This is a genomic window from Arthrobacter sp. zg-Y1143, assembly GCF_030125565.1.
In the GTDB taxonomy this organism is placed as follows: domain Bacteria; phylum Actinomycetota; class Actinomycetes; order Actinomycetales; family Micrococcaceae; genus Arthrobacter_B.
The window spans coordinates 154969-181433 of sequence record NZ_JASKLW010000010.1 but is presented as its reverse complement, the minus strand read 5'-3'; the positions used below and the strand labels follow the sequence as shown (position 1 = coordinate 181433).

General features: G+C 65.5%; 25 protein-coding genes and 1 tRNA gene. 16 read left to right on the top strand and 10 right to left on the bottom strand.

What is annotated here, in order from left to right:
- Positions 1-129 precede the first annotated feature (129 nt).
- A tRNA-Leu gene (locus QNN98_RS12965) sits at positions 130-203 on the top strand.
- 55 nt (positions 204-258) lie between these two features.
- On the opposite strand, the gene QNN98_RS12960 is transcribed toward QNN98_RS12965, so the two are convergent.
- The gene (locus QNN98_RS12960) at positions 259-813 is read right to left on the bottom strand and encodes a hypothetical protein (protein WP_283997668.1); all 555 of its coding nucleotides are present in this window, start codon (positions 811-813) and stop codon (positions 259-261) included.
- Between the two features lie 209 nt (positions 814-1022).
- On the opposite strand from QNN98_RS12960, the gene QNN98_RS12955 reads away from it, so the two are divergent.
- A complete protein-coding gene (locus QNN98_RS12955) occupies positions 1023-2414 on the top strand; it encodes an ABC transporter substrate-binding protein (protein WP_283997666.1) in 1392 nt (463 codons plus the stop codon).
- A 239-nt stretch (positions 2415-2653) separates the two neighbouring features.
- Positions 2654-4132, top strand: coding sequence for an HNH endonuclease signature motif containing protein (locus QNN98_RS12950; protein WP_283997664.1), 1479 nt, complete (start codon positions 2654-2656; stop codon positions 4130-4132).
- A gap of 193 nt (positions 4133-4325) precedes the next feature.
- Here the strand turns inward: QNN98_RS12950 and QNN98_RS12945 are convergent, their stop codons facing one another.
- The 4 genes from QNN98_RS12945 to QNN98_RS12930 all read right to left on the bottom strand — a co-directional run bounded on the left by QNN98_RS12945 (position 4326) and on the right by QNN98_RS12930 (position 8439).
- Positions 4326-5072 (bottom strand): ABC transporter ATP-binding protein, encoded by a 747-nt coding sequence (locus QNN98_RS12945; RefSeq protein WP_283997661.1) that lies wholly within the window; start codon positions 5070-5072, stop codon positions 4326-4328.
- Positions 5069-6016, bottom strand: coding sequence for an ABC transporter ATP-binding protein (locus QNN98_RS12940; protein WP_283997686.1), 948 nt, complete (start codon positions 6014-6016; stop codon positions 5069-5071). Before QNN98_RS12940 ends, QNN98_RS12945 begins: the two co-directional genes overlap by 4 nt.
- A 119-nt stretch (positions 6017-6135) precedes the next feature.
- Positions 6136-7116: a branched-chain amino acid ABC transporter permease gene (locus QNN98_RS12935; RefSeq protein ID WP_283997659.1), complete on the bottom strand. Its 981-nt coding sequence runs from the start codon at positions 7114-7116 to the stop codon at positions 6136-6138.
- 15 nt (positions 7117-7131) lie between these two features.
- A complete protein-coding gene (locus QNN98_RS12930; protein WP_283997684.1) occupies positions 7132-8439 on the bottom strand; it encodes a branched-chain amino acid ABC transporter permease in 1308 nt (435 codons plus the stop codon).
- Positions 8440-8784: 345 nt separating this feature from the next.
- Between QNN98_RS12930 and QNN98_RS12925 the strand changes: the two genes are divergently transcribed.
- The 6 genes from QNN98_RS12925 (at position 8785) to QNN98_RS12900 (ending at position 14816) form a co-directional block, all read left to right on the top strand.
- The gene (locus QNN98_RS12925) at positions 8785-9624 is read left to right on the top strand and encodes a Bax inhibitor-1/YccA family protein (protein ID WP_283997657.1); all 840 of its coding nucleotides are present in this window, start codon (positions 8785-8787) and stop codon (positions 9622-9624) included.
- A 267-nt stretch (positions 9625-9891) separates the two neighbouring features.
- Entirely contained in the window at positions 9892-10602 is a 711-nt protein-coding gene (locus QNN98_RS12920; RefSeq protein WP_229960832.1) for an ANTAR domain-containing protein, read from the top strand.
- Positions 10603-10650: 48 nt separating this feature from the next.
- Positions 10651-11634, top strand: a complete 984-nt coding sequence (locus QNN98_RS12915) for an aldose 1-epimerase family protein (RefSeq protein ID WP_283997655.1) — start codon at positions 10651-10653, stop codon at positions 11632-11634.
- A 48-nt stretch (positions 11635-11682) separates the two neighbouring features.
- Positions 11683-12990, top strand: a complete 1308-nt coding sequence (locus QNN98_RS12910) for an AI-2E family transporter (protein WP_227914078.1) — start codon at positions 11683-11685, stop codon at positions 12988-12990.
- A gap of 2 nt (positions 12991-12992) precedes the next feature.
- The gene (gene ilvA / locus QNN98_RS12905; RefSeq protein WP_283997652.1) at positions 12993-14234 is read left to right on the top strand and encodes a threonine ammonia-lyase; all 1242 of its coding nucleotides are present in this window, start codon (positions 12993-12995) and stop codon (positions 14232-14234) included.
- Between the two features lie 3 nt (positions 14235-14237).
- Positions 14238-14816, top strand: a complete 579-nt coding sequence (locus QNN98_RS12900; protein ID WP_283997650.1) for a rhomboid family intramembrane serine protease — start codon at positions 14238-14240, stop codon at positions 14814-14816.
- Positions 14817-14838: 22 nt separating this feature from the next.
- Here the strand turns inward: QNN98_RS12900 and greA are convergent, their stop codons facing one another.
- Together greA and QNN98_RS12890 are read right to left on the bottom strand one after the other, a co-directional pair.
- A complete protein-coding gene (greA, locus tag QNN98_RS12895; protein ID WP_227914081.1) occupies positions 14839-15330 on the bottom strand; it encodes a transcription elongation factor GreA in 492 nt (163 codons plus the stop codon).
- A 237-nt stretch (positions 15331-15567) separates the two neighbouring features.
- Complete coding sequence (locus QNN98_RS12890; protein ID WP_227914082.1) at positions 15568-16032, bottom strand: DUF4307 domain-containing protein; 465 nt, start codon at positions 16030-16032, stop codon at positions 15568-15570.
- Between the two features lie 56 nt (positions 16033-16088).
- Between QNN98_RS12890 and mca the strand changes: the two genes are divergently transcribed.
- The 3 genes from mca to QNN98_RS12875 all read left to right on the top strand — a co-directional run bounded on the left by mca (position 16089) and on the right by QNN98_RS12875 (position 19560).
- A complete protein-coding gene (gene mca, locus QNN98_RS12885) occupies positions 16089-17006 on the top strand; it encodes a mycothiol conjugate amidase Mca (RefSeq protein ID WP_227914083.1) in 918 nt (305 codons plus the stop codon).
- A 62-nt stretch (positions 17007-17068) separates the two neighbouring features.
- Positions 17069-17398 carry a hypothetical protein gene (locus QNN98_RS12880; protein ID WP_227914084.1) on the top strand — a complete coding sequence of 110 codons (330 nt, stop codon included), beginning with the start codon at positions 17069-17071 and terminating at the stop codon, positions 17396-17398.
- 11 nt (positions 17399-17409) lie between these two features.
- On the top strand, positions 17410-19560 hold the full coding sequence (locus QNN98_RS12875) for a thioredoxin domain-containing protein (protein ID WP_283997647.1): 2151 nt from the start codon (positions 17410-17412) through the stop codon (positions 19558-19560).
- Here QNN98_RS12875 and trhA read toward each other — a convergent pair.
- Positions 19557-20309 (bottom strand): PAQR family membrane homeostasis protein TrhA, encoded by a 753-nt coding sequence (trhA, locus tag QNN98_RS12870; RefSeq protein ID WP_227914086.1) that lies wholly within the window; start codon positions 20307-20309, stop codon positions 19557-19559. The two genes, QNN98_RS12875 and trhA, sit on opposite strands and share 4 nt — an antisense overlap.
- A 178-nt stretch (positions 20310-20487) precedes the next feature.
- On the opposite strand from trhA, the gene QNN98_RS12865 reads away from it, so the two are divergent.
- From QNN98_RS12865 to QNN98_RS12850, 4 genes are all read left to right on the top strand, one after another.
- Complete coding sequence (locus tag QNN98_RS12865) at positions 20488-21249, top strand: isoprenyl transferase (protein WP_227914087.1); 762 nt, start codon at positions 20488-20490, stop codon at positions 21247-21249.
- A 171-nt stretch (positions 21250-21420) separates the two neighbouring features.
- Entirely contained in the window at positions 21421-22743 is a 1323-nt protein-coding gene (phoH2, locus tag QNN98_RS12860; RefSeq protein ID WP_227914088.1) for an RNA 5'-3' helicase PhoH2, read from the top strand.
- A 60-nt stretch (positions 22744-22803) separates the two neighbouring features.
- Positions 22804-23322, top strand: coding sequence for a prepilin peptidase (locus tag QNN98_RS12855; protein ID WP_227926950.1), 519 nt, complete (start codon positions 22804-22806; stop codon positions 23320-23322).
- A 4-nt stretch (positions 23323-23326) separates the two neighbouring features.
- Positions 23327-23797 carry an NUDIX hydrolase gene (locus QNN98_RS12850; protein WP_227914090.1) on the top strand — a complete coding sequence of 157 codons (471 nt, stop codon included), beginning with the start codon at positions 23327-23329 and terminating at the stop codon, positions 23795-23797.
- Positions 23798-23947: 150 nt separating this feature from the next.
- On the opposite strand, the gene QNN98_RS12845 is transcribed toward QNN98_RS12850, so the two are convergent.
- Together QNN98_RS12845 and QNN98_RS12840 are read right to left on the bottom strand one after the other, a co-directional pair.
- Positions 23948-25678 (bottom strand): MDR family MFS transporter, encoded by a 1731-nt coding sequence (locus QNN98_RS12845; protein ID WP_283997641.1) that lies wholly within the window; start codon positions 25676-25678, stop codon positions 23948-23950.
- Positions 25675-26418: a TetR/AcrR family transcriptional regulator gene (locus QNN98_RS12840; protein ID WP_283997639.1), complete on the bottom strand. Its 744-nt coding sequence runs from the start codon at positions 26416-26418 to the stop codon at positions 25675-25677. Before QNN98_RS12840 ends, QNN98_RS12845 begins: the two co-directional genes overlap by 4 nt.
- Positions 26419-26465: the final 47 nt, after the last annotated feature.

Here is a 26465-nt window from a genome sequence, read left to right as displayed (position 1 = left end):
TTGTCGCGCCTCGCTCTTTCCCACCCCCCCTCCCGCCCGCCGCCCCCCCCCCCCGCGCCCCCCCCCCCCCCGCTGCCGTGTTTCCCGCCCTCCGCGGCTTTCCAGTACGCTTGGAAGGCAATTGTCCAGGCCCCAGTAGCCCAATTGGCAGAGGCAACCGACTTAAAATCGGTGTGTTGTCGGTTCGAGTCCGACCTGGGGTACAGCGAAGCCGGCATGCGGTTCCACCGGCAGGCAGTTCACCGGCAGGGAAGCGCCCTAGCCCTCGTTGCGGCCCCGTGCGGAGCGGTTGCGGTGTCGCAGCAGGAGGGCTCCGGCCAGCCCGCCCAGAATCACGACGGCGGCTGCGGCCGGCAGGACCGCGGATGAGCGTTCAGAGCCGGACACAGGGGTGGCCGACGGCGACGGGACAGGCGTCCGCGACGTAGGGGGCGCCGTCGTCGGAGCAGGCGCACGCACCGGAGCCGGAACTGCGCCGCCTCCAGCCGGAGCTGTGGCAGGAGCAGTGGCGGCAGCGCTGGAGTCAGCCGGCGTCGGGACGGGATCAGGGGCCGGTGAAGACGGCTGCAGCTCGAGCCCGGGGGGAGCCGGAACCGCCTCGGAGTAGTTGCCCGTTGCCGGGTCGTAGCTGCTTTCTCCGGGGTTGTAGGGGGCGGGATCGCCGGTTGCTGCGCAGGTCTCCACACCGTCCACGACGGCGGGCACCAGACCCGGTGCGCAGGACAGTGCCTGCGCCGGCGCTGCAGCGCCGAGAAGGAGCAGGCTGGCGGCAGTAAGTGTGGAAGCGGCGGCGGTTATAGACCGGATGTGCAATTTTCCCCCAAATGAGCGTAATAAAGCCATCGTATAGGGCTGGACGGCCCCTACTCGCAAGGGCGCGGAGGCCTAAATGTGACGAGCGTTACAAGGCTGTAACCGCAGGCTCTTATATTCGACACAATGTTCCATTAGCTTTTCTTCTAATCAGGAACACCTGGTGTTGCGTCAAAGGCACCCGCCTTTCGATCGGGGAGATAACTTTTATGACTGCACTACGCCATTCCGGCGGTCTGGGCTTGGGCGTCGGATACGCCCGCACCGCTAAGATTGCCGCCCTCGGTTTGGGCTTTGCCCTGTTCGCCAGCGGTTGCGGCGGCAACAACTCCGAATCCACTTCGGAAGAGTCCACCGGTTCGAGCGACGCCGCAGCGGCGTCGGTCCTCTCCTGCCCCGAGAGCGAAGGCGGCACGGGGAGCGATCCGGGAGCCAAGGGGGATGCCTCGGCCGTTCCCGCGTCCACCGGCACCACGGACGTTCCGCTGAAGATCGGGTCCCTGCTCCCGACAACGGGCTCCCTTGCCTACCTGGGCCCGCCGGAAATTGCCGGCGTCAACCTGGCTGTCAAGGAGATCAACGACGCAGGCGGTGTCCTGGGCAAGCCTGTTGAGGTGGTCCACCGCGACTCCGGCGACACCACCACGGAAATCGCGACCCAGTCGGTCAACGACCTGCTCAGCCAGGATGTCAGCGCCATTGTGGGCGCCGCATCCTCGGGCGTGTCCAAGACTGTTATCGGCAACATCACCGGCGCCGGTGTCATCCAGTTCTCTCCCGCGAACACCTCGCCGGACTTCACCACCTGGGATGACAACGGCCTGTACTTCCGCACCGCTCCGTCCGACGTCATGCAGGGCCGCACCCTTGGCAACTACATCATGAGCTGCGGTGCGCAGACAGTGGGCATGATTGTCCTCAATGATGCCTACGGAACCGGACTGCAGAGCAACGTCCAGAAGTCGGTGGAAGACGCAGGCGGCCAGGTTGTGGCCTCTGAAATGTTCAACGAAGGCGATTCCCAGTTCAGCAGCCAGGTGGATTCCATTGCCGCTGCGAAGCCGGATGCCGTGGTGATCATCAGCTTCGACCAGGCCAAGAGCATTGTTCCGCTCCTGAAGTCAAAGGGTGTCGACGCCAGCCAGATGTTCTTTGTGGACGGCAACACCTCGGACTACAGCGACAGCCTGGACGCCGGAACGCTTGAAGGGGCGCAGGGCACCATTCCCGGTCCGTTCGCCTCGGATACCTTCAAGGACAACCTGCTGGCGATCGATCCGGCCCTGAAGGACTGGTCCTACGCGGGTGAAAGCTATGACGCCGTTACCCTGCTGGCACTGGCCTCCGAAGCGGCCGGCAGTACCGACGGCAAGGCCATTGCAGCCGAACTCCAGGGTGTCTCGGGCGAAGGCGAAAAGTGCTACGACTTTGCCGGTTGCGTGACCATCCTGCGGGGCGGCGGCGACATTGACTACGACGGCTACTCCGGCCCGGTCACGTTCGATGAGAACGGCGACCCGACGGAAGCGTTTATCGGTATCTACCAGTACGACGCCGACAACAAGCCGGTGCCGAGCCGCTCCGAAGAGGGCAAGCTCTAACTGCAGCGGGGATAACTGCAGTAGAAAAAGCAAACAGATCAGCCTCGCCGGGAAACCGGCGGGGCTGATCTGTTTTTCGATGTGGCGTTGGTGGTTTTCCGGGTGTGACGGGGGCGGGGGATCATGGAGATAAAGGTAGGTAGCGGCGTCCGAAAGACGAGTATTTGGAGTTTCCCGAAAGGCCGTTTTGACCCTCTTTTGGGCCCGGAAACGTCAGTGCCGGGTGAAATCCTTGAGGCATGGATCAGCTCGGGAACACCGAACGGATAACCGAAGAATCAGGGTCAGAACACCAGTCGGCTGAAGGCCACGCTGGTAAAGCGGATGCCTCCGACTCGGAGCGCACACTCGCGGTTTTCCGGGCAGATATCCGTGCTGAAGCGGCCGACGGCGGCTCCCGGTCCGGCGATTCTGCGGCAGATCCCGGCGCTGCCGGGGATTTTCCGGACGGGTTCAGCGGACTACTGGCTCTGCAGAACCTTGAATCCTTTGACGAACAGGCCACCTGTGATGTTTTGGCCCGCGTGGTCCATCTGGTGCGTTGGACGCAGGCACAGGAGGCCCGCCTGATCCACCATCTGGAGGAACTCTTCCGGTCCGGCCTCTGCAAGGATTTGGGCCGGGAAGAAGCCGGGCTGGCATTCAGCCTCGCAGCCTCTGAATGCGCAGCTATTTTGAACGTTCCGCAGACCACCGCGCAGGGCATGATGTTCGAAGCGGACAGGCTCTGCGGCACCCATACCGCCACCCTGGCCGGACTGGAAGCAGGACGCTTCAGCTACGGGCACGCTCAAGTGGTGCTGGACCAGTGTGAGAACATTCCGGCGTCGGAGCTTCCCGGGTTCGAGTCCGAACTGCTGGGCAAGGCAGAAGGCGTAACGAGGAGCCAGTTCTGTGCCAAGGCCAGGCGGCTAAGGGAGAGGAAATATCCCCAAACCATTCCCGAACGGCATTTGACGGCCTTTGATAAACGGCGCGTCGTCCTGGACCGGGACGAGGACGGCACGTCGTGGCTGTCGGCGCATTTGCGGGCCGCGGAAGCCCAGCAGATCTACACGGCCTTGAGCACTGCTGCCCGCGGTGAACAGGCCGCCGGTGACTCCCGGACTGCGGACCAGCTGCGCGCCGATGTCCTGGCCCAGCTGCTGATGGGCGGCCTCGGCTCAGCCCCGTCAGGTGCACGAAGTGGAGCAGGCAGTGGACCTGCCGAGGCCGATCCCGACGGCTCAACGGTCCTGCCGCGGGCGGAAATCATGGTCCTGATCAACGCCGAAACCCTCTTTGGCGCCAACGAGGAGCCGGCTGAGCTCCACGGCTACGGTCCGATCAGCGCCGAAGAAGCCCGCCGACTGGCCCGCAACGCGGTGGGGTGGACGGGTCTGGCCCAGGATCCGAAGACCGGTGAAATCCTCGCGGTGGGCAGGCGCCGGAAAGTCCCCGCCGGACTGGCCCGCTGGCTACGCGCCCGCGACGGGACCTGCCGGTTCCCGGGTTGCAGGGTCAGCACCGCCGTCACAGAAATAGACCACACCATCGACTGGGCGGCAGGTGGTCCTACCGAGCACGGCAACCTTGAACACCTGTGCCGCCGGCATCACCGCTTCAAGACCCGGGGGTTCTGGAAGGCCTCCCAACCAACACCAGGTGTGATCCAGTGGACCTCGCCCACGGGACGGGTTTATCGCACGGAACCCTTCCTGGGCCTGGCACCGCTGTAGGGATCACGGGCCAGGCGGAAGGACCGCCCCACCCGCCGATCACGCGTGCCGTCCGCAGGGGGAGCGAAGGCAGACATAGCGAACGGGCCTGCAGTCCGCGCCCGCGAACCCAAGCCTGCCTCTAGACGGGTTAGGGCCCGTCCCCGGCATACTTTCCCGGGGACGGGCCCTGACAGCCAGACAGCCGTGGCAACTAGGCGGACTCTGCCAACGTTCCCAGGTACAGCTGGATGACCTTCGGGTCTTTCATGAGCTCACGTCCGGTACCCGTGTACGCGTCCTTGCCCTGGTCCAACACATAGGCTCGGTCGCAGATCTGCAGGCAGCGGCGGGCATTCTGCTCCACCATGATCACTGAAACTCCGGCACGGTTGATTTCATGGACCCGCAGGAAAGCTTCGTCCTGTTTCACGGGGGAGAGGCCGGCCGAAGGCTCGTCCAGCAGCAGTACTGCTGGATCCATCATCAGCGCCCGGCCCATGGCAACCATCTGCCGTTCACCGCCGGACAGAGATCCGGCACGCTGGGCACGGCGTTTAGCAAGCTCAGGGAAGACCCCCGCTACGAAGTCGAAGCGTTCCTTGAACGTCCGAGGCGCCTGATACACGCCCATCTGCAGGTTCTCCTCGATGGTCAGCGACGGGAACACGTTGTTGTTCTGCGGCACGAACCCCACCCCGCGGCTGACGAGCTTGTTGGCCTTGAGTCCGGTCAAGTCCTGGCCGCGGACAACAACTGTCCCGGAATGAACCTTCACCAGGCCGAACATGGCCTTGAGCAGGGTCGATTTGCCGGCACCGTTGGGCCCGATAATGCCGATGAGTTCTCCTCGCCGGGCTTCAATACTGCAGCCGTTGAGGATATTGACCCCGGGAATGTAACCGGCCACAAGGTCGGTCACCTTGACGACGGAATCGTCCTCGAATGCATCGGCGCTCATGCCTTGTCCTTCCGTTCCTCGACTCGCCCGCCGGCAGTGCCGGCAGGTTCAGTGCCCACCGAAGACTCGGCGTCGTGCTCCAATTCGGCCTCAAGCTTTTCGAAGCCCTCGGAATCGGCAAGGTCCACGTCGTGATGGGCGCCCAGATAGGCATCGATCACGGCCTGGTCTTTCATCACCTCGGACGGAGGGCCCTCGGCGACTACTTTGCCTTCAGCCATGACCACGACCCAGTCGGCAATGTGGCGGACCATGTGCATGTCGTGTTCCACGAACAAGACCGTCATGCCTTCGGCCTTGAGGTTCTTGATGTGGTCCAGCAGTGACTGGGTCAGGGCAGGGTTCACGCCGGCCATGGGTTCGTCCAGCATCACAAGTTTCGGCCGGACCATCAGGGCCCGCGCCATTTCCAGCAGCTTCCGCTGGCCGCCGGAAAGCGACGCCGCGTAATCCGTACGCTTGGTGTCGAGCTTGAACTTGGCGAGCAGGACGTCGGCCTGCTCGGTGATCTCGTTCTCACGGCTGCGCCACAGCGGCGGCAGGAGGGCCCGCCACAGTGACTCACCCGGTTGGGATGCGGCACCCAACCGCATGTTTTCCAACACGGTGAGCTTGCCCATGACCTTGGTCAGCTGGAACGTGCGCACCATGCCCAGCCGGGCCACCTTGTAGGCGGACACCCCCGCGAGATCCTTGCCTTCGAACTGCCAGGTGCCGGACTGGGGGGTGTCGAAACCGGTGAGGAGGTTGAACAGCGTGGTTTTACCGGCACCGTTGGGACCGATCAGGGCGGTGATCTTATGCCGGGGAATCTCCACGTGCTCAACGTCCACGGCATTAATGCCGCCGTAGGTCCGGGTGACGTTTTGAGCCACAAGGATGGGATCCCGCTTGGCGCAGCCCGGACCCGTTTCTCCTGCGGCGATGGGTTGGGTATCGCTCATATACGGGTTCGCGGCGGCGTCATCTGCGACGGCGTCGACGGGCGCGGCTGCCGGCTCGGCGGCATGCGCCCCGCCGGCCCGGACTGAATCCCCGGGACTGGACTGGTCTGCCTGGTGGCTCATGCGAACGACAGCTCCTTCTTGTTGCCCAGGATCCCCTGGGGCCTGAAGATCATCAGCAGCATCAGCGCCACGCCCACAAGGATGTAGCGGATCTGGCCTGCTTGGGAAGTGCTGATGAAGGTGATGTATCCCGATTCGATGGCGCCGTACAGGACGCCCTGCGTGATGGAGAGGATGGCCCAGAAGATCATTGACCCCAGCACCGGTCCCAGCACCGTGGACATGCCGCCCAGCAGCAGGGCCGTGTACAGATAGAAGGTGAGCTCGGTGCCGTAGTTGGCCGGCTGCACGGCGTCCCGGGGGAGGGTGAAGATGATTCCGGCCAAGGTGCCGAGAAGCCCGCCGATGATCAGTGCCTGCATTTTGTAGGCGTAGACGTTCTTGCCCAGGGCGCGCACGGCGTTCTCATCCTCACGGATGCCCTTGACCACGCGGCCCCAGGGGCTGCGGATGAGCATCCACACCAGCAGGCAGGCAACTATGACCAGCGCCCAGGCCACGATGCGGATCCAGACGTCGCGCTCGTTCATGGAGAACGGGCCGATGTTGTAGCTGCCCTCCGGTACCGGGTTGAGGTCGTAGAAGCTGCCGGTGAAGGCGGCGAGCCCGTTGGCGGAACCGGTGACGGAGGTCATCGAGTTGGTGGTGACGACGTACCGAATGATTTCCGCGGCGGCAATGGTGACGATGGCAAGATAATCCGCACGCAGCCGCAGCGTGGGAATGCCCAGGATGACCGCGAACACCACAGAACCCAGAAGGGCAATCAGCAGGGCCAACGGCAGCGGGGCGTTGAAAGAGAGGATCGGAATGGCGAAGCCGTAGGCTCCCACCGCCATAAACCCGGCCTGGCCAAAGTTCAGGAGGCCGGTGTAGCCGAAGTGCACGGCAAGGCCGAGAGCGGCCAGCGCATAGGCGGCCGTAGTGGGGCTGATGATCTCGTTGAAGGCACCGAGAAGAATATTGGAGAAATCCATGTGTAACTAAGCCCCTTAACCTATGCGCTCGCGGCGGCCCAGAAGGCCCTGCGGCCGGACCAGCAGGACAAGAATCATGATGACCAGCGCGCCGACGTATTTCAGGTCAGCCGGCAGCCAAAGAGTGGAGATTTCCACGAAAAGCCCCATAAGGACGGAACCGACCAGCGCTCCGAACACGGTGCCGAGACCGCCGAGGGTAACCCCGGCAAAGATCAGCAGCAGAATCTGCTGGCCCATATTGAAGGAAACTCCCGGACGGTAGTACGCCCAGAGAATGCCGCCCATGGCAGCCAGCGCACCGCCAATGACCCAGACCAGCCGGATCACGCGGTCCACATCGATGCCTGAAGCAGCCGCGAGTGCGGGATTATCCGAAACCGCCCGGGTGGCCTTGCCGATCCTGGTCCGGAGCAGCAGCAGCGCTACCACCAAGATCGCGGCCAGGCTGACAATCAGGGACACCAAGGTGTTCCGGGGAATGGACACCGGACCCAGCTCCAGGACGGGGCTCTGGGAACCGGGCAGCTGCTGGGTTCCGCCGCCGAAGAAGAACAGGACGGTGTAACGGACGGCGACGGCAAGGCCGATGCTGACGATCATCATCGGAACCAGTCCCGTACCCCGCCGGCGCAGCGGCTTCCAGATGCCGGCGTCCTGCACGTATCCGAAGGCGGCACCGCCAAGCACCGCCAGAGGCAGGGCCACCCAAACCGGAAGTCCGATGGCGGCGAAAGCGAAAGCCAACACCGCGCCCAGGGTCACCATTTCACCGTGGGCAAAGTTGGTCAGGCCGGTGGTGCCGAAAATCAGTGAGAGGCCGACGGCGCTCAGGGCCAGCAAGAGGCCGAAGCTCAGCCCGGCAACGGCGCGCTCGGCCAGAAGCGAGCCGAAGCTTTCCTGCTGCAGGACAATTCCCTCGCCGAGCAGGAACAGGGTGGTGATGTTGCTGGTACCCGCGAATGTCACCGTCCGCGGGTTCTTCTGGCCTTCGGCGAGGGCTACGCCCTCTGGGAGGCTGGATTCATCGAGTTCCACTTCATAGGCGCCCTGTTCGGGCACCCCGATGGACCAGGAACCGTTCGCTCCGGTAACGGCTTCACCCTCGTATCCGTTGCCGGTGGCCGTGACCTTCACCCCTTCCAGCGGGGTGCCCTCATTCTTGATGACGCCGCTGATCCGGTCACGGAATTCAGCGCCGTCCGTGGGTCCCGGGCTGGTGGCCGGCGCCGAGGCACCGTCCGACGGGCTGGTTGTAGTTGCGTGAGCGGCAGGGGCTGCGAAGAGCAGGGCAGCGAACATCGCCGCCACCGCTGCCAGCATCCCCAAATACCGGGTCAGCGCCGATGTTCTTGCCAAGTTCCGAAACCTCCGCGCAGGGCTGCGGCACCGCAAAAGCGGTCCGCAGGCGGGTAGATGTGACTCAGGTCACCGATTGGGGAACATGCTACCCACAGAATGTTTCAGGCAGTGACGTTTGTCCCTGCCCGTATGTCGCGATCCCGTAACGACTTTGTTGCCGGCAACGCAAGACCGCAGGAGCAGAGGGGACCCGCCTCGACCGAACCGTTACCTAAAGAGGCGTATTTGCGGGAATCCGCGGCCCCGGCCGTTCGTTGGACTTTGGTAGGCTGACCCTAAACAGCCCCCAGATGGAGGACACTTTTCATGGCACTTGGCGGAAATCCGGTTTTCAACGGAAAGAACTTCCGTTCCCAGACCCGTGGCGGAGCAGCCCAGGGGTCGCTGGCAACGGATAACACCTACATGACCCCGCAGCAGCTGCAGGATCTGTACACGGCGCCGTCGGCAAAGCCCTCGGACATGGGTCGGATGACTTATGACGACGTGATCATGAAGACGGTGTTCTGCCTCGCGGCAGTCCTGGTGGGCGCAGCAGTCCCCACCTTCGTCCTCCCGTCCATGGGCATGGGCCTGATGATGCTGGGCGCACTGGGCGGATTCGTCCTTGGCCTGGTCAACTCCTTCAAGCGCGAACCCGTACCGGGCCTGATCCTTGCCTACGCGTTCCTGGAGGGAATGTTCCTCGGCGGGCTGACAGCCGTCCTCGACAACGCCTACCCGGGCGTTGGGCTGCAGGCGGTACTGGGCACCCTCGCGGTCTTCGCCGTCACCCTGGTGCTGTTCCGCAGCGGCAAGGTGCGGGCGACCCCCAAGGCTGTCCGGTTCTTCATGATCGCCATCATCGGTTATGCGGTATTCTCCCTGATCAACGTCGGCCTGATGATCTTCGGCGGCGTAAATGATCCGTGGGGCCTGCGCGGAGTGGAAATCTTCGGCATCCCGATGGGCGTCTTCATCGGCCTGCTGGCCATCGGCCTGGCTGCCTTCTCCCTGGTCATGGACTTCGCCTCCATTGAACAGGGCGTCAAGGCCGGTGCCCCGGAGCGCTACTCCTGGACGGCGGCCTTCGGCCTCACCGTCACCTTGGTATGGCTGTACGTGGAGATCATCCGTCTGCTGGCCATTCTCCGCGGCAGCGACTAACCACCCAGAACCAGCTGCGTACAGTCCCGCAGCAACACACGGACCGTATTGGAAGGCCCGCCGGCATTACGCCGGCGGGCCTTCCGCCGTTTAACGGGCCGCTGCCGCCCGGCCGTTAGAAACCAATTTGGGCGCTTACTCTGGGCACCCGCCGCCGGCCGTACCTACTATGGCCGGCGTGGGGAGCGGTCCCTGCATGGGGAGCAGCGGGAACCGGAACAGGTCACACGGCCAAGGCCCGGGCACCTGCTGGAAAAGGAGTCTTCGGTGGCCGAACATGACCGGCAATCCGTGCTGGAAGAACTACTCGACGTCCTGCTGGCCGACTGGGATCCGGAGGTGTTCCTGGCCGGTGCTGCGGAAGCAGCCGCAAGCCGGCTGGGGCTCGCGGCCCCGGGCGGATGCGCGTTGGCAGTGAACCGCAGCCGCCGGCCCCTGCTGTCCGCCCGGTCCGCCGGACTGGCGGCGGAGGCGGCCGGCTTCGGACCGGGCAGCCCGGCAGGGACGGTGCTGGGCGGTGGCCCGGACGCCGTCGTTCCGGATGTGTGCGCGGAGCAGCGGTGGTCCGCAGTGGCCGGTGCAGGTGCCGCAGGCGTACGTTCGGTTGCCGCCGTTGCGCTGCCGCTGGCGGGGGAACGCGGTGTGCTGGCGTGCTATTCGGGCCGGCCGAATTCCTTCGGACCGCTCGAAACGGGCACTGTCCGCGGTTTCGCGGCGGCGGCCGCCAAACCCCTGCGCCTTGCCCTGCTCCTTGATATGCAGACCGCAAAGGCAGCGAATCTCCAGGCAGCACTGGAATCACGCACGGTGGTGGACCTGGCTGCGGGCATCATCATGGGACAGAACGGCTGCAGCCAGCAGGCAGCCATCGACATCCTGCGCAGCGTCTCCAACAGCCGCAACATCAAGATTCGCAATGTGGCCGCCGGCGTCGTGGCAGCGGTCAGTGACCGGGTTGATACCCATTTCGATGAGTAGCTTCCCTGGAGGGGACCGGAGCCGGAGCCCTTAGGTAACGTTGAACCCATGAATGGAACCGGCACTGAACATGCAGCGGCCCTCCCGGCTACCGGCACCCAGTACGAGATCAGCCGTGGCAGCGCCCGGGCGGTGATCGGTTCCCTCGCCGGAGCGCTGCGGCACTACTCCGTGGACGGGGTGGAGTTGTTTCAGTCCTACCCGGATACCGCCATACCGCCCTCGGCCAACGGTGTCCTGCTTGCGCCGTGGCCCAACCGGGTGGCGGACGGGCTGTGGACCCTGGACGGTGCGGAGCAGCAGCTGGACATCACCGAGCCGTCGCGCGGCCACGCCAGCCACGGGCTGCTGCGCAACACCGGGTACACGCTCCGCGAGCAGGACCAGGCATCCGTGGTCCTGTCCGCCGAAATCTTCCCGCAGCACGGGTATCCGTTCCATCTCCTGCACACCGTTCGCTACGGCTTGGACGACGACGGCGGGCTGGCGGTGCGCCAGAGCCTCACCAACCTGGGAACGTCGCGCGCACCTGTCGCCCTGGGCGCGCATCCATTCCTGCGCTTGGGAGATGTGCCCACGGAAGACCTGGTGCTGACCGTTGCAGCTGACGCAAGGCTCACCACCGATGAACGCCTGATCCCCAACGGCAGGGAGGAACCCGCCGGGGAAACCGACCTGCGCACCGGAAAACGCGTGGGCGGACTGGATCTGGACAGCGCCTACACGGACCTCCAGCCGGCCGGAACGGAGACCGGAGGAGGCGGGGAACCCGGGTACCGGCACACACTCACTGCGCCGGACGGGCGTACCGTCAGCCTCTGGACCGGACCCGAATGCGGCTATGTCCATGTTTTCGTCACGGACAAGTTCCCCGGACAAGACTGCGCCGTGGCGCTGGAACCGATGACCGCTCCGGCCAACGCGCTGAACTCCGGGGAAGGGCTGGCCTGGCTTTCGCCCGGCGGGAGTTTCGATGCGCAGTGGGGTATCCGGGCCGGATCAGCGGACCGCGGCGGTAACAGCACGGAATAGCCGCGTAAAGTCAGCTTCACCACCAGCAGGGTGTGGAAGGATGGCCCCATGAAATCCCATGCACGCCGCGCGGCTGCGCCCCGGGCGCTGCAGGCCGCAGCAGCGAATCCAGTCCGGTCAGGGGAAGATGTCCCCTTCGCCCTGCGGGTAAGCGCAGCTTGGGCTTGGCGGCTGGGCATAGTGCTCATAGTGGGGGCGGGGCTCATCTGGGTCCTGAGCCATTTTTCGCTGCTCATCATTCCGCTGATGATCGCCGCACTGCTCGCCGGACTGCTTTCGCCGGTGAGCAACTGGCTGCGCCGGAACAGACTGCCGGGCGGACTTTCGGTGGCAGTGACCCTCCTGGCGTTCCTGGGGCTCATTACCGCCGCGCTGACCCTGGTAGGCCGTCAGCTGGCCCTGGGCTTCCAGGACCTGTGGGGCGAAACCATGGCAGGAGTCCGGCAGATCCAGGACTGGCTGTCATCCGGGCCGCTTCACATCAGCACGGACCAAATCGACTCACTGTTCAGCGAAGCCAGTGACACCCTGCAGGAGAACTCCGGGAGCATCGTTTCCGGCGCCCTCAGCGTGGGCAGCAGTGCCGGACACTTTGCCGCAGGCGTGCTGCTGACCATCTTCGCCCTGATCTTCTTCCTGCTGGACGGGCCCCGAATCTGGCGCTTCACTGCTGGACTCCTGCCGAGGCGGGCACGGCCCGCGGCCTACGGTGCCGGAATCCAGGGCTGGGACTCCATGGTCAATTACGTGCGTGTCCAGGTGGTTGTTGCCCTGATCGATGCGGTTGGCATCGGCGGCCTGGCCGCGCTTATCGGCGTGCCTCTGGCCCTGCCCCTGACCGTACTGGTGTTCCTGGGGTCTTTCGTTCCGTTGGTTGGAGCCTTCGTGACCGGCTTCGTGGCGGTGCTGCTGGCCCTGGTGGCCAACGGCTGGGTCAATGCGCTGGTGATGCTCGGCATTGTGCTGTTAGTCCAGCAGGTGGAATCGCACATCCTGCAGCCCCTGGTGATGGGCCGTGCCGTCTCGCTCCATCCGCTCGCCGTCATCCTTGCCGTCACCGGAGGGACCCTGGCCGCAGGCATTCCGGGGGCCCTGTTCTCAGTCCCGTTGCTGGCCATCCTCAACGCCGTGGTCCGGTACATTGCCGCCCGGCACTGGGAAAATGACCCGGCCGTGGAAGAGCAGTTCGGCGCCGGTCCGCACTCCGGGCCGGATCTCCACGGCAACGATCCGGGGGACGGGGCAGCCGGAGACGGGAACTCCGGGACCGGCGGTAAGACCCCCGGAGCCGGCAGTGACGAGAGCGACCATGAACATAACCCCGAACGCGCGTTTGTTCCGAAGGAAGAGCACTGACTTTGACAGATCTGCCCAACCTGCCCGTAACCCTGGATGACATCCAAGCCGCTGCCAAACTGCTTGACGGCGTGATCGCGCAGACCCCCATTGAGGTGTCGCGTGCGCTGGGACGGGAAACCGGCTCGGACGTGTACTTCAAGTGTGAAAACCTGCAGCGGGCCGGGTCTTTCAAGGTCCGGGGCGCCTATGTGCGCATGGCCAAGCTCTCCCCGTCGGACAAGGCCCGCGGCGTGGTGGCCGCTTCAGCGGGAAACCATGCCCAGGGGGTGGCGGTTGCCGCGGCCAGGCTCGGCATTGCCGCACGGGTGTACATGCCTCACGGGGTGGCCCTGCCGAAACTGGCGGCTACGCAGGGACACGGCGCAGAAGTTGTCCTGCACGGCCACAACGTAGACGAAGCGCTCGCCGAGGCCCAGCGGTACGCCGATGAAACCGGTGCCGTGTTTGTCCATCCGTTCGACAACGTGGACGTGGTGGCCGGCCAGGGAACCATCGGACTGGAACTCCTGGAACAGATTCCGGACCTGGACACCGTCATCATGGGGGTGGGCGGCGGAGGGCTGCTCGCTGGCGTCGCCGTCGCCGTTAAGTCCCGGGCACGGGAACTGGGCCGGGACATCCGGATCATCGGAGTGCAGGCCGAAAATGCGGCGTCGTACCCGCCGTCGCTGGCGGCGGACGCCCTGGTGCCCCTGACCCGGGTGTCCACCATTGCGGACGGAATTGCCGTGGGCAGGCCGGGCCAGCTGCCGTTCTCGATCATCCGGGAGCTGGTGGACGATGTAGTGACCGTCAGCGAGGATTCCCTGGCCCGGGCCCTGATTTTCCTGTTGGAGCGTGCCAAGATGGTGGTTGAACCCGCCGGTGCGGTGGGGGTGGCTGCCCTGATGGACGGGAAGATCGAGAATCCCGGCACCACGGCCGTGATCCTGTCCGGCGGCAACATTGACCCCATGCTGATGCTGAAGGTCATCCAGCGGGGCCTGGCCGCCGCGGGACGCTATCTCGTGGTCCGGATCCTGCTTGACGACCGTCCAGGCTCGCTGGCCACCATCTCGCGGATCATTGCCGATGCGGATGCAAACGTCACCGGAGTGGACCACACCAGGGTAGGAGGATCCATCAGTATGGGAGACGTGGCAATCACCATCAACATGGAAACCAAGGGCCACGAGCACTGCGACCTGGTCCTGAAGAACCTGCGCGCGGAAGGCTTCCAGCCCATGGTGCTGGAAGGCTGACCCGTGCTCGCCCAACGGGCCCGGACCGCCCTGATCGGTTCGCTCGGTTTCGCCGCCCTGCTGTGGGCGGTTTTCCTGCTCACCATGGTGTTTTCGCCTGTGGTTCTGCCGCTGCTGGGCATCCTGCCCCGCCACGTGGAGGGGCTCGACGGCGTCGTGTTCGCTCCGCTGCTGCATGCCGGCTTTGGGCACCTGGTGGGGAACACGCTGCCCTTGATTGTGTTTTCCTTCCTCACCCTGTTGGAAGGGATGCGCCGGTTCGCCTGGGTCCTGGCCATCTCCTGGCTGGCTTCCGGGATAGGCGTGTGGCTTTTCGGGAGCGGCCTGACGGTGGGTGTGTCCGGCGTGGTGTTCGGACTGTTCGCCTACCTGATGGTGCGCGGCTTCTACAACCGCAGCATTGTCCAGATCCTGCTCAGCGCCGTGCTGTTCCTGATCTACGGGTCCATCCTCTGGGGCGTGTTCCCCACGGCGCTGGGTATCTCCTGGCAGGCGCATCTGTTCGGCGCCGCCGGCGGTGTGCTTGCCGCCGTTCTCCTGCGGAACAGCCCCGGCGCAACGCAAAAGCGGGCCCTCCCGTAGGAAGGCCCGCTTTGAGGGGAAGTTAGCCGGCGTAGGGCTTGGCGGAGATGATCTCCACCGGGATGCTCTTGCCGTTCGGGGCCAAGTACGTGGTGGAATCGCCCACCTTCAGGCCCGAGATGGACGCGCCAAGGGGAGACTTTTCGCTGTAGACGTCGATGCTGCTGTCCCCGGCGATCTCCCGGCTGCCCAGCAGGAAGGTCTCGACGTCGCCGGCCACGCGGGCTTCAACCAGCATGCCCGGCTCAACAATGCCGTCATCGGCCGGTGCTTCGCCAACGTGCGCAGTTTCAAGGAGCTGGGTCAGCTGGCGGATCCGGGCCTCAGTCTTGCCCTGCTCTTCCTTCGCCGCGTGGTAGCCGCCGTTCTCCTTGAGGTCGCCCTCGGAGCGTGCCTGCTCGATGCGGGCAACAATCTCCGTCCGTCCGGGGCCGGACAGGTGTTCCAGTTCCGCCTTCAGGCGGTCGTAAGACTCCTGCGTGAGCCAGGCGACAGATGCGCTGTTGGTTGACACGGGTATCTCCTTAAGTACATCCGGACCACCGATTGGTCCGGCATGGCTGTTTGTTGCCCGCCGGCCGGATTGGCCTGACAAGCAAAGACCCCGCCGGGCGGGACCGGGCTGGTCTGCAATTCACAGATATTCTCTGCAGTTCACAGGACCCGGACACCTGGGCGGGGCTATTCGTGGTTCCCATACTAGTTTGCCTCCGGGCTTAACCCAAGATGCCGGGCTAAGACGGTCCGGCGGCTACTCGCCGGATCCCTCCACGAGCCAGCATGAGCCGACACCGCCGGTAACGCCGGGGGAATCGATGCGCAGCTCCTGCTTCTGGGCGCTGCTCGCGGGCACATCCGGACCCAGGATCACTGTTTTCCAACCCACGACGGCGTAGCTTTCGTTGAGCACCTGCACCGCGCAGGCCGCTGTTGAGCCGGGGGTTTTATCCACCCGGAAATCCACCACAGCGCGGCCTTCTTCCGGGAAGGAAAACCCGACGTCTTTGGACGTCACCGTACCTGCGGAAGAGGGGATGTTCATCAGGGCCGCCACTACGACGGCGGCGGCCACGGCGACCGAGGAAATGATGATGCCGGCCCGCCGGGACAGGCGCCGCTTTGGAGCGCCGTAGCGATTGGCTAATCTGGACTCGGACGTGGAAACGTCCGGCTGCTGGGGTGCCGACTTCTCGGGCTGACCAAACGGTGTGCTCACATGCCCATTTTAGCCGCCGATTCCACCGCCACATTCCGCTGACCACAGGAGTTGCCTTGTCTGCCCCCGATAGCACCACATCACGGCCCGCCGAGCCGCTGCGCCTGCTCGCAGTGCACGCCCATCCCGACGACGAGGCGAGCAAGGGCGCAGCCATGATGGCCGCTTACGCAGCCGCCGGCGTCGAAGTCATGGTGGCTACCTGCACGGGCGGTGAACAGGGCTCGATCCTTAACCCCGGAGCGGAGAACGATCCTGCGGGCAAACGCGACCTCGCCGGGCTGCGGCGCCGGGAAATGGCCGCCTCCCAGGCCGCCCTGGGTATTCACCACCGCTGGCTGGGCTTTGCCGACTCCGGTCTGCCCGAGGGTGATCCGCTTCCTGACCTGCCCTTCGGGTGCTTTGCACTGCAGCCGCTGGAACGGGCTGCCGCGCCGCTGGTGAAGCTCGTCCGGGAGTTCAGGCCGCATGTGATTGTCAGCTACGACGAAAACGGCGGCTACCCGCACCCCGACCACATCATGGCGCACAAGGTGGCGGTGGAGGCCTTCGAAGCTGCCGGCGACCCGGAACGCTACCCGGGCACCGGGCCGGCCTGGGAGCCGCTGAAGCTGTACTACGACCGCGCCTTCAACCCCGAACGTTTCCGCGCCCTGCACTTCGCCCTGGAAGAAGCAGGACTGCAGTCCCCGTATGCCGAGCGGATCGCCGCCTCGCAGGAGACCGACACGGAGGGCCACCAGCCGCCGGTACCAACCCATCCCACCACCACGCAGATTGAATGCGGGGACTTTTTCGAGGTCCGGGACCAGGCGCTGCGCAGCCACCGCACCCAGGTGGACCCCGACGGCTTCTTCTTCGCGGTCAGCGCGGACATGCAGCGCAAGGTCTGGCCGTGGGAGGACTACTCCCTGATCGAGTCCAGGGTGGAAACCGAACTCCCCGAGACCGACCTGTTTGCTGGCATACGATAGGGGCTGGGGACGTCTGATCCGCTGCCGTCTCGGCACAGAGTGAGCTTAGAGAGAGATATACCGTGAACTTCCTGTACAGCCTGCCTCTTGCCGTCACCCCGGCACCCGATGAAACGCTTGCGCCGGGGGTGGACCCGAAGGACGTCACGCCGGGCTTGCTGGGCTTCATTTTCACCCTGTTTATGGTGATTGCGATCATCTTCCTGATCCGCGACATGACCAAGCGCATCCGCCGCGTCCGCTACCGCGAGCAGCTTGCAACGGAACTGCTCGAACGCGAAGCGGCAGCCGGACGCGGCGGGCGCACCGCCGCCCCTGCTTCCTCCGGGCAGACCCCGGCGGAAGGTTCGCACCCCTCAGACCCGGACAGCTCCGGGAAGCACCTGCATTAGGAGTACCAACCATGGCCGGGAGACTGCGGGACCAGGCATCGGCGTATCTGCGCCAGCACGCTGATAACCCGGTGGACTGGTGGCCCTTCGGCGAGGAAGCCTTCGCCGAAGCACGCCGCCGCAATGTCCCGGTATTTATCTCGGTGGGGTACGCCGCATGCCACTGGTGCCATGTCATGGCCCATGAGTCCTTTGAGGACGCCGCAACGGCGGCTTACCTGAACGAGCACTTCGTCTCGGTGAAGGTGGACCGGGAAGAACGGCCCGACGTCGACGCCGTGTACATGGCCGCCACGCAGGCCCTGACCGGGCAAGGCGGATGGCCAATGAGCGTCTTCACCCTGCCGGACGGCCGAACCTTCTACGCCGGCACCTACTTCCCGCCGCAGCAGCTGCAGGGGGTGCCCGCGTTCCGGCAGGTACTTGAAGCCGTTTCTTCGGCGTGGCGGGACCGGCCGGAGGAAGTGGAAACCAGCGCGGCGCAGATTGCCGCCCACCTGGCCTCGGCCCAGGACGGGAACCGGCGCCTGGTAGGAGCTCTGGACCTCGCTCCCGGCTCCTCCGGCGCCTTGTCGCCGGAGGTGCTGCCGGCCGCCGTCGCAGCCGTTGGGGAGCAGGAAGACACCCGCTTCGGCGGGCTGGGCGGTGCCCCAAAGTTCCCGCCGTCGCCGTTGCTGCGTTTCCTGCTCACCTACGGAGCCGGCGGCGGGGCCGGGTCCGTCGCCGCTGCCGCCCTGGCGGACCGCACGCTTGAAACCATGGCCCGCAGCGCACTGTATGACCAGCTGGAAGGCGGCTTCGCCAGATACACGGTGGACCGCGCCTGGTCCGTGCCTCACTTCGAGAAGATGCTCTACGACAACGCCCAGCTCCTGCGGCTCTACGCGCACTGGAGCCGCTTGGCGCCCGCCCCGGCCCAGCGGCGTCTCGCCCTGCGGGTCAGTACCGATACTGCCGGCTGGTTGGCCAAACGCCTCCTGGTGGACGGCGGGGGATTCGCTTCGTCCCTGGACGCCGACACCGTGGTGGACGGCCGGCGTCGGGAAGGAGCCACCTACGTCTGGACCGGCGAGGAACTGCGAGCCGTACTGGCCCGGGCGGGTGCCGGCACCGAGGCAGACGCAGTGCTGGATCTTCTGGACTTGGAGACCGGGCGGATGGAGGAGGGCGGATCCACCCTGCATTTCGGGCGAAGCCTCGACCCGGAAGAGGAGCAGCTGTGGCTGCGCTGGAGCCCGGCCCTGCTGGCGGCGCGCGACTCGCGGCCGCAACCCGAACGCGACGACAAGGTGGTGGCGGGCTGGAACGGACTGGCTATCGCTGGCCTGGCCGACGCAGCCCTGGCCTTGGCGGACGCTGACGACGCCGGCGCGGGCCCCGAGTCCCTGCCCCATGCCGGGGCCCTGAACCTGGCCCGGAACGCGGCGGAGTACCTGCTGCGGGTCCATTATCGGGACGGGGTCCTCATCCGGGTGTCGCACAACGGCACGGCCCGGGGGATCGAAGGGCTGCTCGAGGACTACGCCGGGGTGGCCGAGGGCCTGTTCGCCCTCTTCGCAGCCACCGGGGAAGAGCGCTGGTACCGTGCAGCCGAGGAACTGGTCCTGGCCGCCGAACAGCGGTTCATCACCGACGGCGTCCTGCAGGACACCGCGGTGCGTACCGGACAGCTCTCTGCGGCGCAGGGAGCGGTGGCCTCCGCGGACCCGCTGGACGGGCCTGCTCCGAGCGGTACCGCACTGTTCGCCGGTGTGCTGGTGACCTACGCCGCCTATTCCGGCTCCTCCCGGCACCGCGCCCTGGCCGAGGCACTCCTGGCCCATGTGCAGGTGGTGGGAGCCCGTGCGCCACGCGCCGGCGGGTGGGCGCTCTCGGTGCTGGCCTCTGCGCTGGAGGGGCCCCGGGAACTGGCCGTAACCGGCACCGACTCGGAGCTGGTGCAGCACCTGCTCCGGACAGGGAGGGCCGCCGGCGGACCGGCTGTGGTGACGGCCTTCAGGGAGGGTGCGGGCACCGGTGGAGACTCCTCCGTCCCGTTGCTAAGGGACCGAGGAGCGCCGGAGGGCTCAGCCCTGGCCTACCTGTGCCGCGGCATGGTCTGCAGCCGGCCGGTGTCTGATCCGGAAGCGTTGGCCGAACAGTTCGGGAACCGGCAGCCCTAGTGGCCCGCGCCGAGCACGGCGGACATGATTGCCACGTAGTGGCACGCGAACCCTGCCAGCGTGAAGGCATGGAAGATTTCATGGAAGCCGAACCATTCCACTGACGGGTTGGGGCGCTTCATGGCGTAGATGACCGCTCCGGCAATGTACATGGCTCCTCCCACGCAGATGAGCCATGCAGCCGCCGGGCTCGCACGGTAGAAGTCGGGAATGTAGAAGAGCGCGGCACAGCCCAGCGCAATGTAGACCGGGGTGTACAGCCAGCGCGGCGCGTTCAGCCACAGCAGCCGGAAGGCGACGCCCACCAGGGCGCCGGCCCAGATCAGCCACAGCAGGGTTGTCGCGCTTCCCCGGGGCAGCAGTGCCCAGGCCAGGGGGGTATAGGAACCTGCAATCACCAGCATGATGTTGGTGTGGTCCAGGCGCTTGAGTACCTTCTTGACCTTGGGCGACCAGTTGCCGCGGTGATAGACGGCGCTCACGCCGAACAGCAGTACACCGGTAAAAGCGTACACAGCGGAGGCGATCCTGGTGCCGGTTGTGGGGGAGAGGATTACCAGGACAATGCCTGCTGCCAGCGCAAGCGGCGCAGCACCTGCATGGAACCAGCCGCGCAGGCGCGGCTTGACTTCGAGTTCTTCGGCGAGGGATTCAACCACACTTTCCAACGGGCCCGGGGCTACCCGGGAGTCGGGATCATGCTGAGCGGGGACGCCGTGTGGCCGTGCGGAAGATGATGACGAATCCATAACGGAAATTCTAACCTACGATCGGGTAACTTACGGTTGGGTAAGCGGGCGGCAGGGCCGGGTTGCGCGCTGCCGGGGCGAGCTAGCGGTAGCCTAGGAGAAGATTTTTTCTTCTTTAGGCAGACCCGGGCTGCAGCAGCCCGTCTGCTCCGCCCGGACCTGGCAGGTGAGGCAAGCTATGAAATTCCCCGGTGTTGTCTACGCCCTCTACGAGCGTAAGCTCCGTCGGTCCCTCAGCGGGGCGCGGCTGCCCGAACACATCGGCGTGATGGTCGATGGAAACAGGCGGTGGGCGAAACTCGCCGGTGCTCCCACCAGCGACGGGCACCAGGCCGGAGCGGATAAAATCCTCGAATTCCTCGGCTGGTGCCAGGAACTCGGCGTCCGTATGGTCACCCTGTACATGCTCTCCACCGACAACCTTAACCGTGACGCTGGCGAGCTTGAACCGTTGCTGGACATCATCGGGAACACCTTGGACCGGCTGGGTGAAGAGGGCAACCTGCGGGTCCAGCCTGTGGGGGCCCTCGAGATCCTTCCCGAAAGGCTGGCGAAGCAGCTCACCGAACTCGGGAACAGCACCGGCGACGCCGACGGAATGCACGTGAACGTGGCCATCGGCTACGGCGGACGGCGGGAGATCGTTGACGCCGTCAAGGAACTGCTGCAGGACGCCGACAGCGAGGGCAAGACAATTACGGACGTCGCAGGCGAGATTTCGGTCACCCGGATTTCCGAGTACCTCTACACCCGCGGGCAGCCGGATCCGGAACTGGTCATCCGCACCTCCGGCGAGCAGCGGCTCTCCGGATTCCTGATGTGGCAAAGCGCGTACAGCGAGTTCTACTTCTGCGAAGCCCTGTGGCCGGATTTCCGGCGCGTGGACTTCCTGCGTGCCCTGCGTGACTACGCCAGCAGGCAGCGGCGCTTCGGTTCCTGACAGCCTTTCCCCGCGAAGAGCCTGGGGTCTTCCCCGGGGGGAGGGCCGTGTCCTGCTGCCGCCCGGTACCGGGCGGGCGTACTTTGGTGCTAGCGGTCAGCACGGAGCCGGCCGGAACGCAGCACAGTCCAGCAACCGGGGCCCGGGGGCGGCCCCTGATGGGAGTCCGCAGTGGCAGCTGACCAGTTTGTGCAGGCCTTGGAACGCACCACCTTTGTATTGGACACATCGGTACTGCTGTCCGATCCCCGGGCGATCCTGCGGTTCGCCGAACACGAAGTAATCCTCCCGCTGGTGGTCATCACCGAGTTGGAGCGCAAACGCCAGGACCCCGAGCTCGGGTACTTTGCCCGGAACGCCCTGCGGCTGCTCGATGAGCTGCGGGTGCAGCACGGCGGACTTGGCGCACCCATACCGCTGGGGGAGAGCGGCGGAGTCCTTAGAGTGGAACTGAACCACGTCTCCACCGACGTACTGCCGGCCGGGATCCGGGGCAGCGACAATGACAGCAGGATCCTGGCGGTGGCCAAAAGCCTGGCCGATGAGGGCCGCAGCGTCACGGTGGTGTCCAAGGACCTGCCCATGCGGGTCAAGGCCTCGGCCGTGGGACTGGACGCGGACGAGTACCGCAACGGCCTGGTGCGCGATACCGGCTGGACCGGAGTGGCGGAACTGGAAATCTCTGACGCCGACATGGCGCTTCTGTATGACCACCAGCCGCTGTTCCACCCTGAGGCAGCGGATCTTCCGGTCAACACCGGAATGGTGCTGATGGCCGGGCGCGGCTCGGCCCTGGGCCGCGTAGGTACGGATAAGCGGCTGCGGCTGGTGCGCGGGGACCGGGACGTCTTCGGCCTGCACGGCCGGTCCGCGGAGCAGCGGCTGGCCATTGACCTGCTGATGGACCGGGAAGTGGGCATAGTATCCCTGGGCGGCAGGGCAGGGACCGGCAAATCCGCCCTGGCCCTGTGTGCCGGACTGGAGGCGGTCCTGGAGCGCCGGGAACACCGGAAGGTGGTGGTATTCCGCCCCCTGTACGCGGTCGGCGGGCAGGAGCTGGGATATCTGCCCGGCTCCGAGTCGGAAAAGATGGGACCCTGGGGCCAGGCTGTGTTCGACACGCTGGAGGCACTGGTCTCGCCGGAAGTGGTGGAGGAGGTCCTGGACCGCGGCATGCTCGAGGTGCTGCCCCTGACCCATATCCGGGGCCGGTCCCTGCACGACTCCTTCGTGATCGTGGATGAGGCGCAGTCGCTGGAGAAAAACGTGCTGCTCACCGTGCTCTCCCGCATCGGCCAGAATTCCAAGGTCGTCCTGACGCACGACGTCGCGCAGCGGGACAACCTGCGCGTGGGCCGTCACGACGGCGTGGCTGCGGTGGTGGAAACGCTGAAGGGACACCCGCTGTTCGGGCACATTACGCTCACCCGGTCCGAGCGTTCCCCCATTGCGGCCCTGGTGACGGAACTGCTGGAAGAGGGGCAGATCGGCTAGCTTGTCCACATCTGGAGGACGTCGCCTGCACAGCCCGGGCCCGGGGCATAGCGTGTAGCCATGGCTGGCACACTGGCGGACTACTGGACTGCTCCCGGCGGCATGCATGCCGGCTGGCTGCTGGGCCTGGCGCTGGCATGGTTTGCGGTGCTGGCCGTCCGCTTGAGCGCTGCCGATATCCGCACCCGGCGCCTGCCGGATGCGCTGGTGCTTCCCTCGTATCCCGTGGCTGGAGCCCTGCTGGCCGCCGCTGCGCTGGCCGTCGGGGAGTCCGGACGGATTGCCGGCATGCTGCTGGGTGCTGCTGGTCTGGGGGCCGGGTTTTTCGTCCTGCGGTTGCTGAATCCTTCCGGGCTGGGCCTTGGCGACGTCAAACTGGCCGGGCTCCTGGGGCTCTACCTCGGTTTCCTTGGGCCGGGCCACGTGCTGGCGGGAACCGTGGCTGCGTTTGTGTTCGGCGGGATATGGGGGCTGGGGCTGATCCTTTCCCGGCGCGGGACGGCATCCTCCACGTTGCCCTTCGGGCCGTTCATGCTCCTGGGTGCCGCCGCGGCTATGCTGGCGCCCGGCCTACAGTAGAGGCATGCCTACTCCTGATTTTGTCCTGTCCCTGCGCGAGAGGATCGGACACGATCCGCTGTGGCTTCCCGGCGTGACCGCCGTCGTGTTCAACTCCGAGGGGCAGGTGCTGTTGGGCCGCCGCTCCGACAACGGCCGCTGGGCGCTGGTCACCGGCATGCTGGATCCGGGGGAGGAAGCAGGTCCCGGCGCCTTGCGCGAGGTCGAGGAGGAGACGGGGGTAAGGGCTGAAATCGAGCACCTGATCCATGTTGGCGCGCACGGCCCGGTCACCTTTCCCAACGGGGATGTATGTTCCTTCCTGAACCTGGCGTTCAAGTGCCGGTACGTTTCCGGCACGGCACGCGTGAACGACGACGAGTCCACCGAGGTGGGCTGGTACGCACTGGAGAACCTGCCGCCGCTGAGTGACCGGCACAAGATGCTCATCGACCTGGCGCTGACCGCCGACGGCGTGCCCGTCTTCCAGCGCTGAGCAGGGCTTCCCAAGCAGTCGAACAACCGAACAGCCGAACAACCGAACAGCCGAACAACTGAACAGCCGAAAGGGGCCGCCCCGCAGCAGCGGGACGGCCCCTTTCGGCTGTTCGAACCCAGTTCCGGACGAAGAGCATCCCGGGGGCGGTTACCGCTCGCGGTAGGGATTCTCCGGAGCCTGCTCCGGGGCTACCCGCGTTCCCGTAGTCTCTGTCGCCGGGGGCACGGCTTCGGCCGACGGATCTGCGGGTCCGGACTTCGGAGCGGTGCCGTTGAGTGCGGCCAGGCGTTCGGCCTCCAGCCGGTCCGCTTCTTCCCCGCCCACTGCTTCCCCGCGCGCGACCATTCCGGCGACGTCGGAAAGCGGAATCTGCTTCAGGAAGAAGGCCAGGACCAGGGCGATCACCAGGAATGGGATCAGGTACCAGAACACCGGGGCAAGGGAATCGGCGTAGGCGGTGACAATGCCGTCCCGGAGCGGTTCCGGAAGGGTTTCCAGCACGGAAGGCTGCAGGGTGGCCGTTGCTTCCCCTGCGGCAGAGGAATCGAGCCCCGCACCGGCGAAGGTTGCTTCCAGTTTGTCCGCGAGCCGGGACGTGAACATCGCACCGAAGATCGCGACACCCAGTGATGCGCCGACTTCCCGGAAGTAGTTGTTGCTGGAAGTCGCGGTGCCGATCTGGTCCACCGGAACGGAGTTCTGCACCACCAGCACCACAACCTGCATGATGTAGCCGAGGCCCGCGCCGAATACGAACAGCTGCGCGCAGATCACCCAGACGGGAGTGTCGGCGGACAGCGTGGTCATCCACAGCATGGCAGCAATAACCAGGACGGCGCCCATGATCGGGTACTTCTTGTACTTGCCGGTCTTGGTGATGGCGAGGCCGGAATAGATCGAGGTGCCCATCATGCCCACCATCATCGGCAGCATCAGCAGGCCGGAGACGGCTGCGGAGGTGCCGGTGGACATCTGCAGGAACGTGGGGACGAAGGCCAGGGCCGCGAACATGCCCATGCCCAAGGTGAAACCGATGGCCGTGCTGTTGACGAAGATCGGGTTCCGGAAGAGGCTGAGCGGAATGATGGGATCGGCTGCGCGGCGCTCGATCATCACGAAGATCAGGGCCGCCAGGAGCATCCCCGCGCCGAAGAGCAGGGTTGCCGGGTCCGTCCAGCCGTAGTCGTCCCGGCCGCCGAAATCGGTGAAGAAGATCAGGCAGGTGGTTGCAATGGAGAGGAACACCACGCCTCCGACGTCGATCCGCTTTTCCGCCTTTTTGGTGGGAAGCGTGAGTGCGAAGAACGCAACGAGGAAGGCAATGATGCCGATGGGAATGTTGATGTAGAAGGCCCACTGCCAGGTCATGTGGTCAACGAAGAAGCCGCCCATCAGCGGCCCCGCCACGGCGGACAGTCCGAAGATGCCGCCCAGCGGTCCGAGGTACTTGCCCCGCTGGTTCGCAGGCACGATGTCGGCAATGATCGCCTGGGAGAGGATCATCAAGCCGCCGCCGCCCAGGCCCTGGATGGCCCGGAAAATCACGAAGCCCCAAAAATCGGTGGCGAAGGCGCAGCCAACGGACGCGGCGGTGAACAGCGCGATGGCGAACAGGAACAGGTTGCGCCGGCCCAGTACGTCACCGAACTTGCCGTAGATCGGCATCACGATGGTGGTCGCCAGCAGGTAGGCGGTGGTGATCCACGTCTGGTGCTCGACGCCGCCGAGTTCCCCGACGATGGTGGGCATGGCCGTGGAAACAATGGTCTGGTCGAGGCTGGACAGGAGCATGCCCGCGATCAGTGCGGAGAAAATGATCCAGATGCGTTTCTGGGTCAGCAAAAGCGGCCCGGGGGCGCTTTTCGCGGTGGTTGTCATTCGGTGTCCTTGGCGGGGTCGGCGGGGTCAGGGGAATCAACGGGTTCGGGGGAACCGGTGGGGGCGGGTAAGGGAGGCGGTTCGGCGGGCAGGGGCAGCGGTTCCGCTGCCGAAAACACTTCGACGGCGGCATTCACCGCGGTGACGAGCGTGCTGCGGTAGGACGCCGTGTTGGCCGGGTCAAAGAAGACCATGCCGGCCCGCTGGACGAGTGCTCCGAAGAGTGCCACCAGGACGGCAATGCGCGGATCGTCCGCAGGAAGGGATTCCCGGGCCGCAACCATCCGGCGGAATTCCTCCTCGGCTTCGCGGGAACCGTGCATGGCTTTGGAAATCAGCCGCGGTTCGGCGCTGATGGCCTCCTTGAGCTGGGCCATTTCCGTGCGCGACATAGCCATGCGCTCGGTCATGCCGACCGCGAGTTCCACAAAGTCCGGCACGAGGGTGGAGGACAGTGTCCCGGGTGCCGATGATGCGCCGCCCTCAATGAAGCGCCGGACCAGGTCCTCCGGGAGGTCGTCGGCCGGCGAGCCGAGGATGGCGTCTTCCTTGGCGGGGAAGTAGTTGAAGAACGTCCGGCGGGAAATGCCGACCCGTTCACAGAGCTGTTCCACGGTGAAGCCGTTCACGCCCTTGGCTGCAGTGAGGGTGCGCGCAGCAGCCGTTATGGCAGCCCGGGTGGCGGTGCGCTTGCGTTCCCGCAGGCCCCCGCAGTCCTCATGTGTTGCACTATTACTCACGCGGTAAAGTTTTGCACTATGGACTGGCATGTGCAAATTCCATCAGG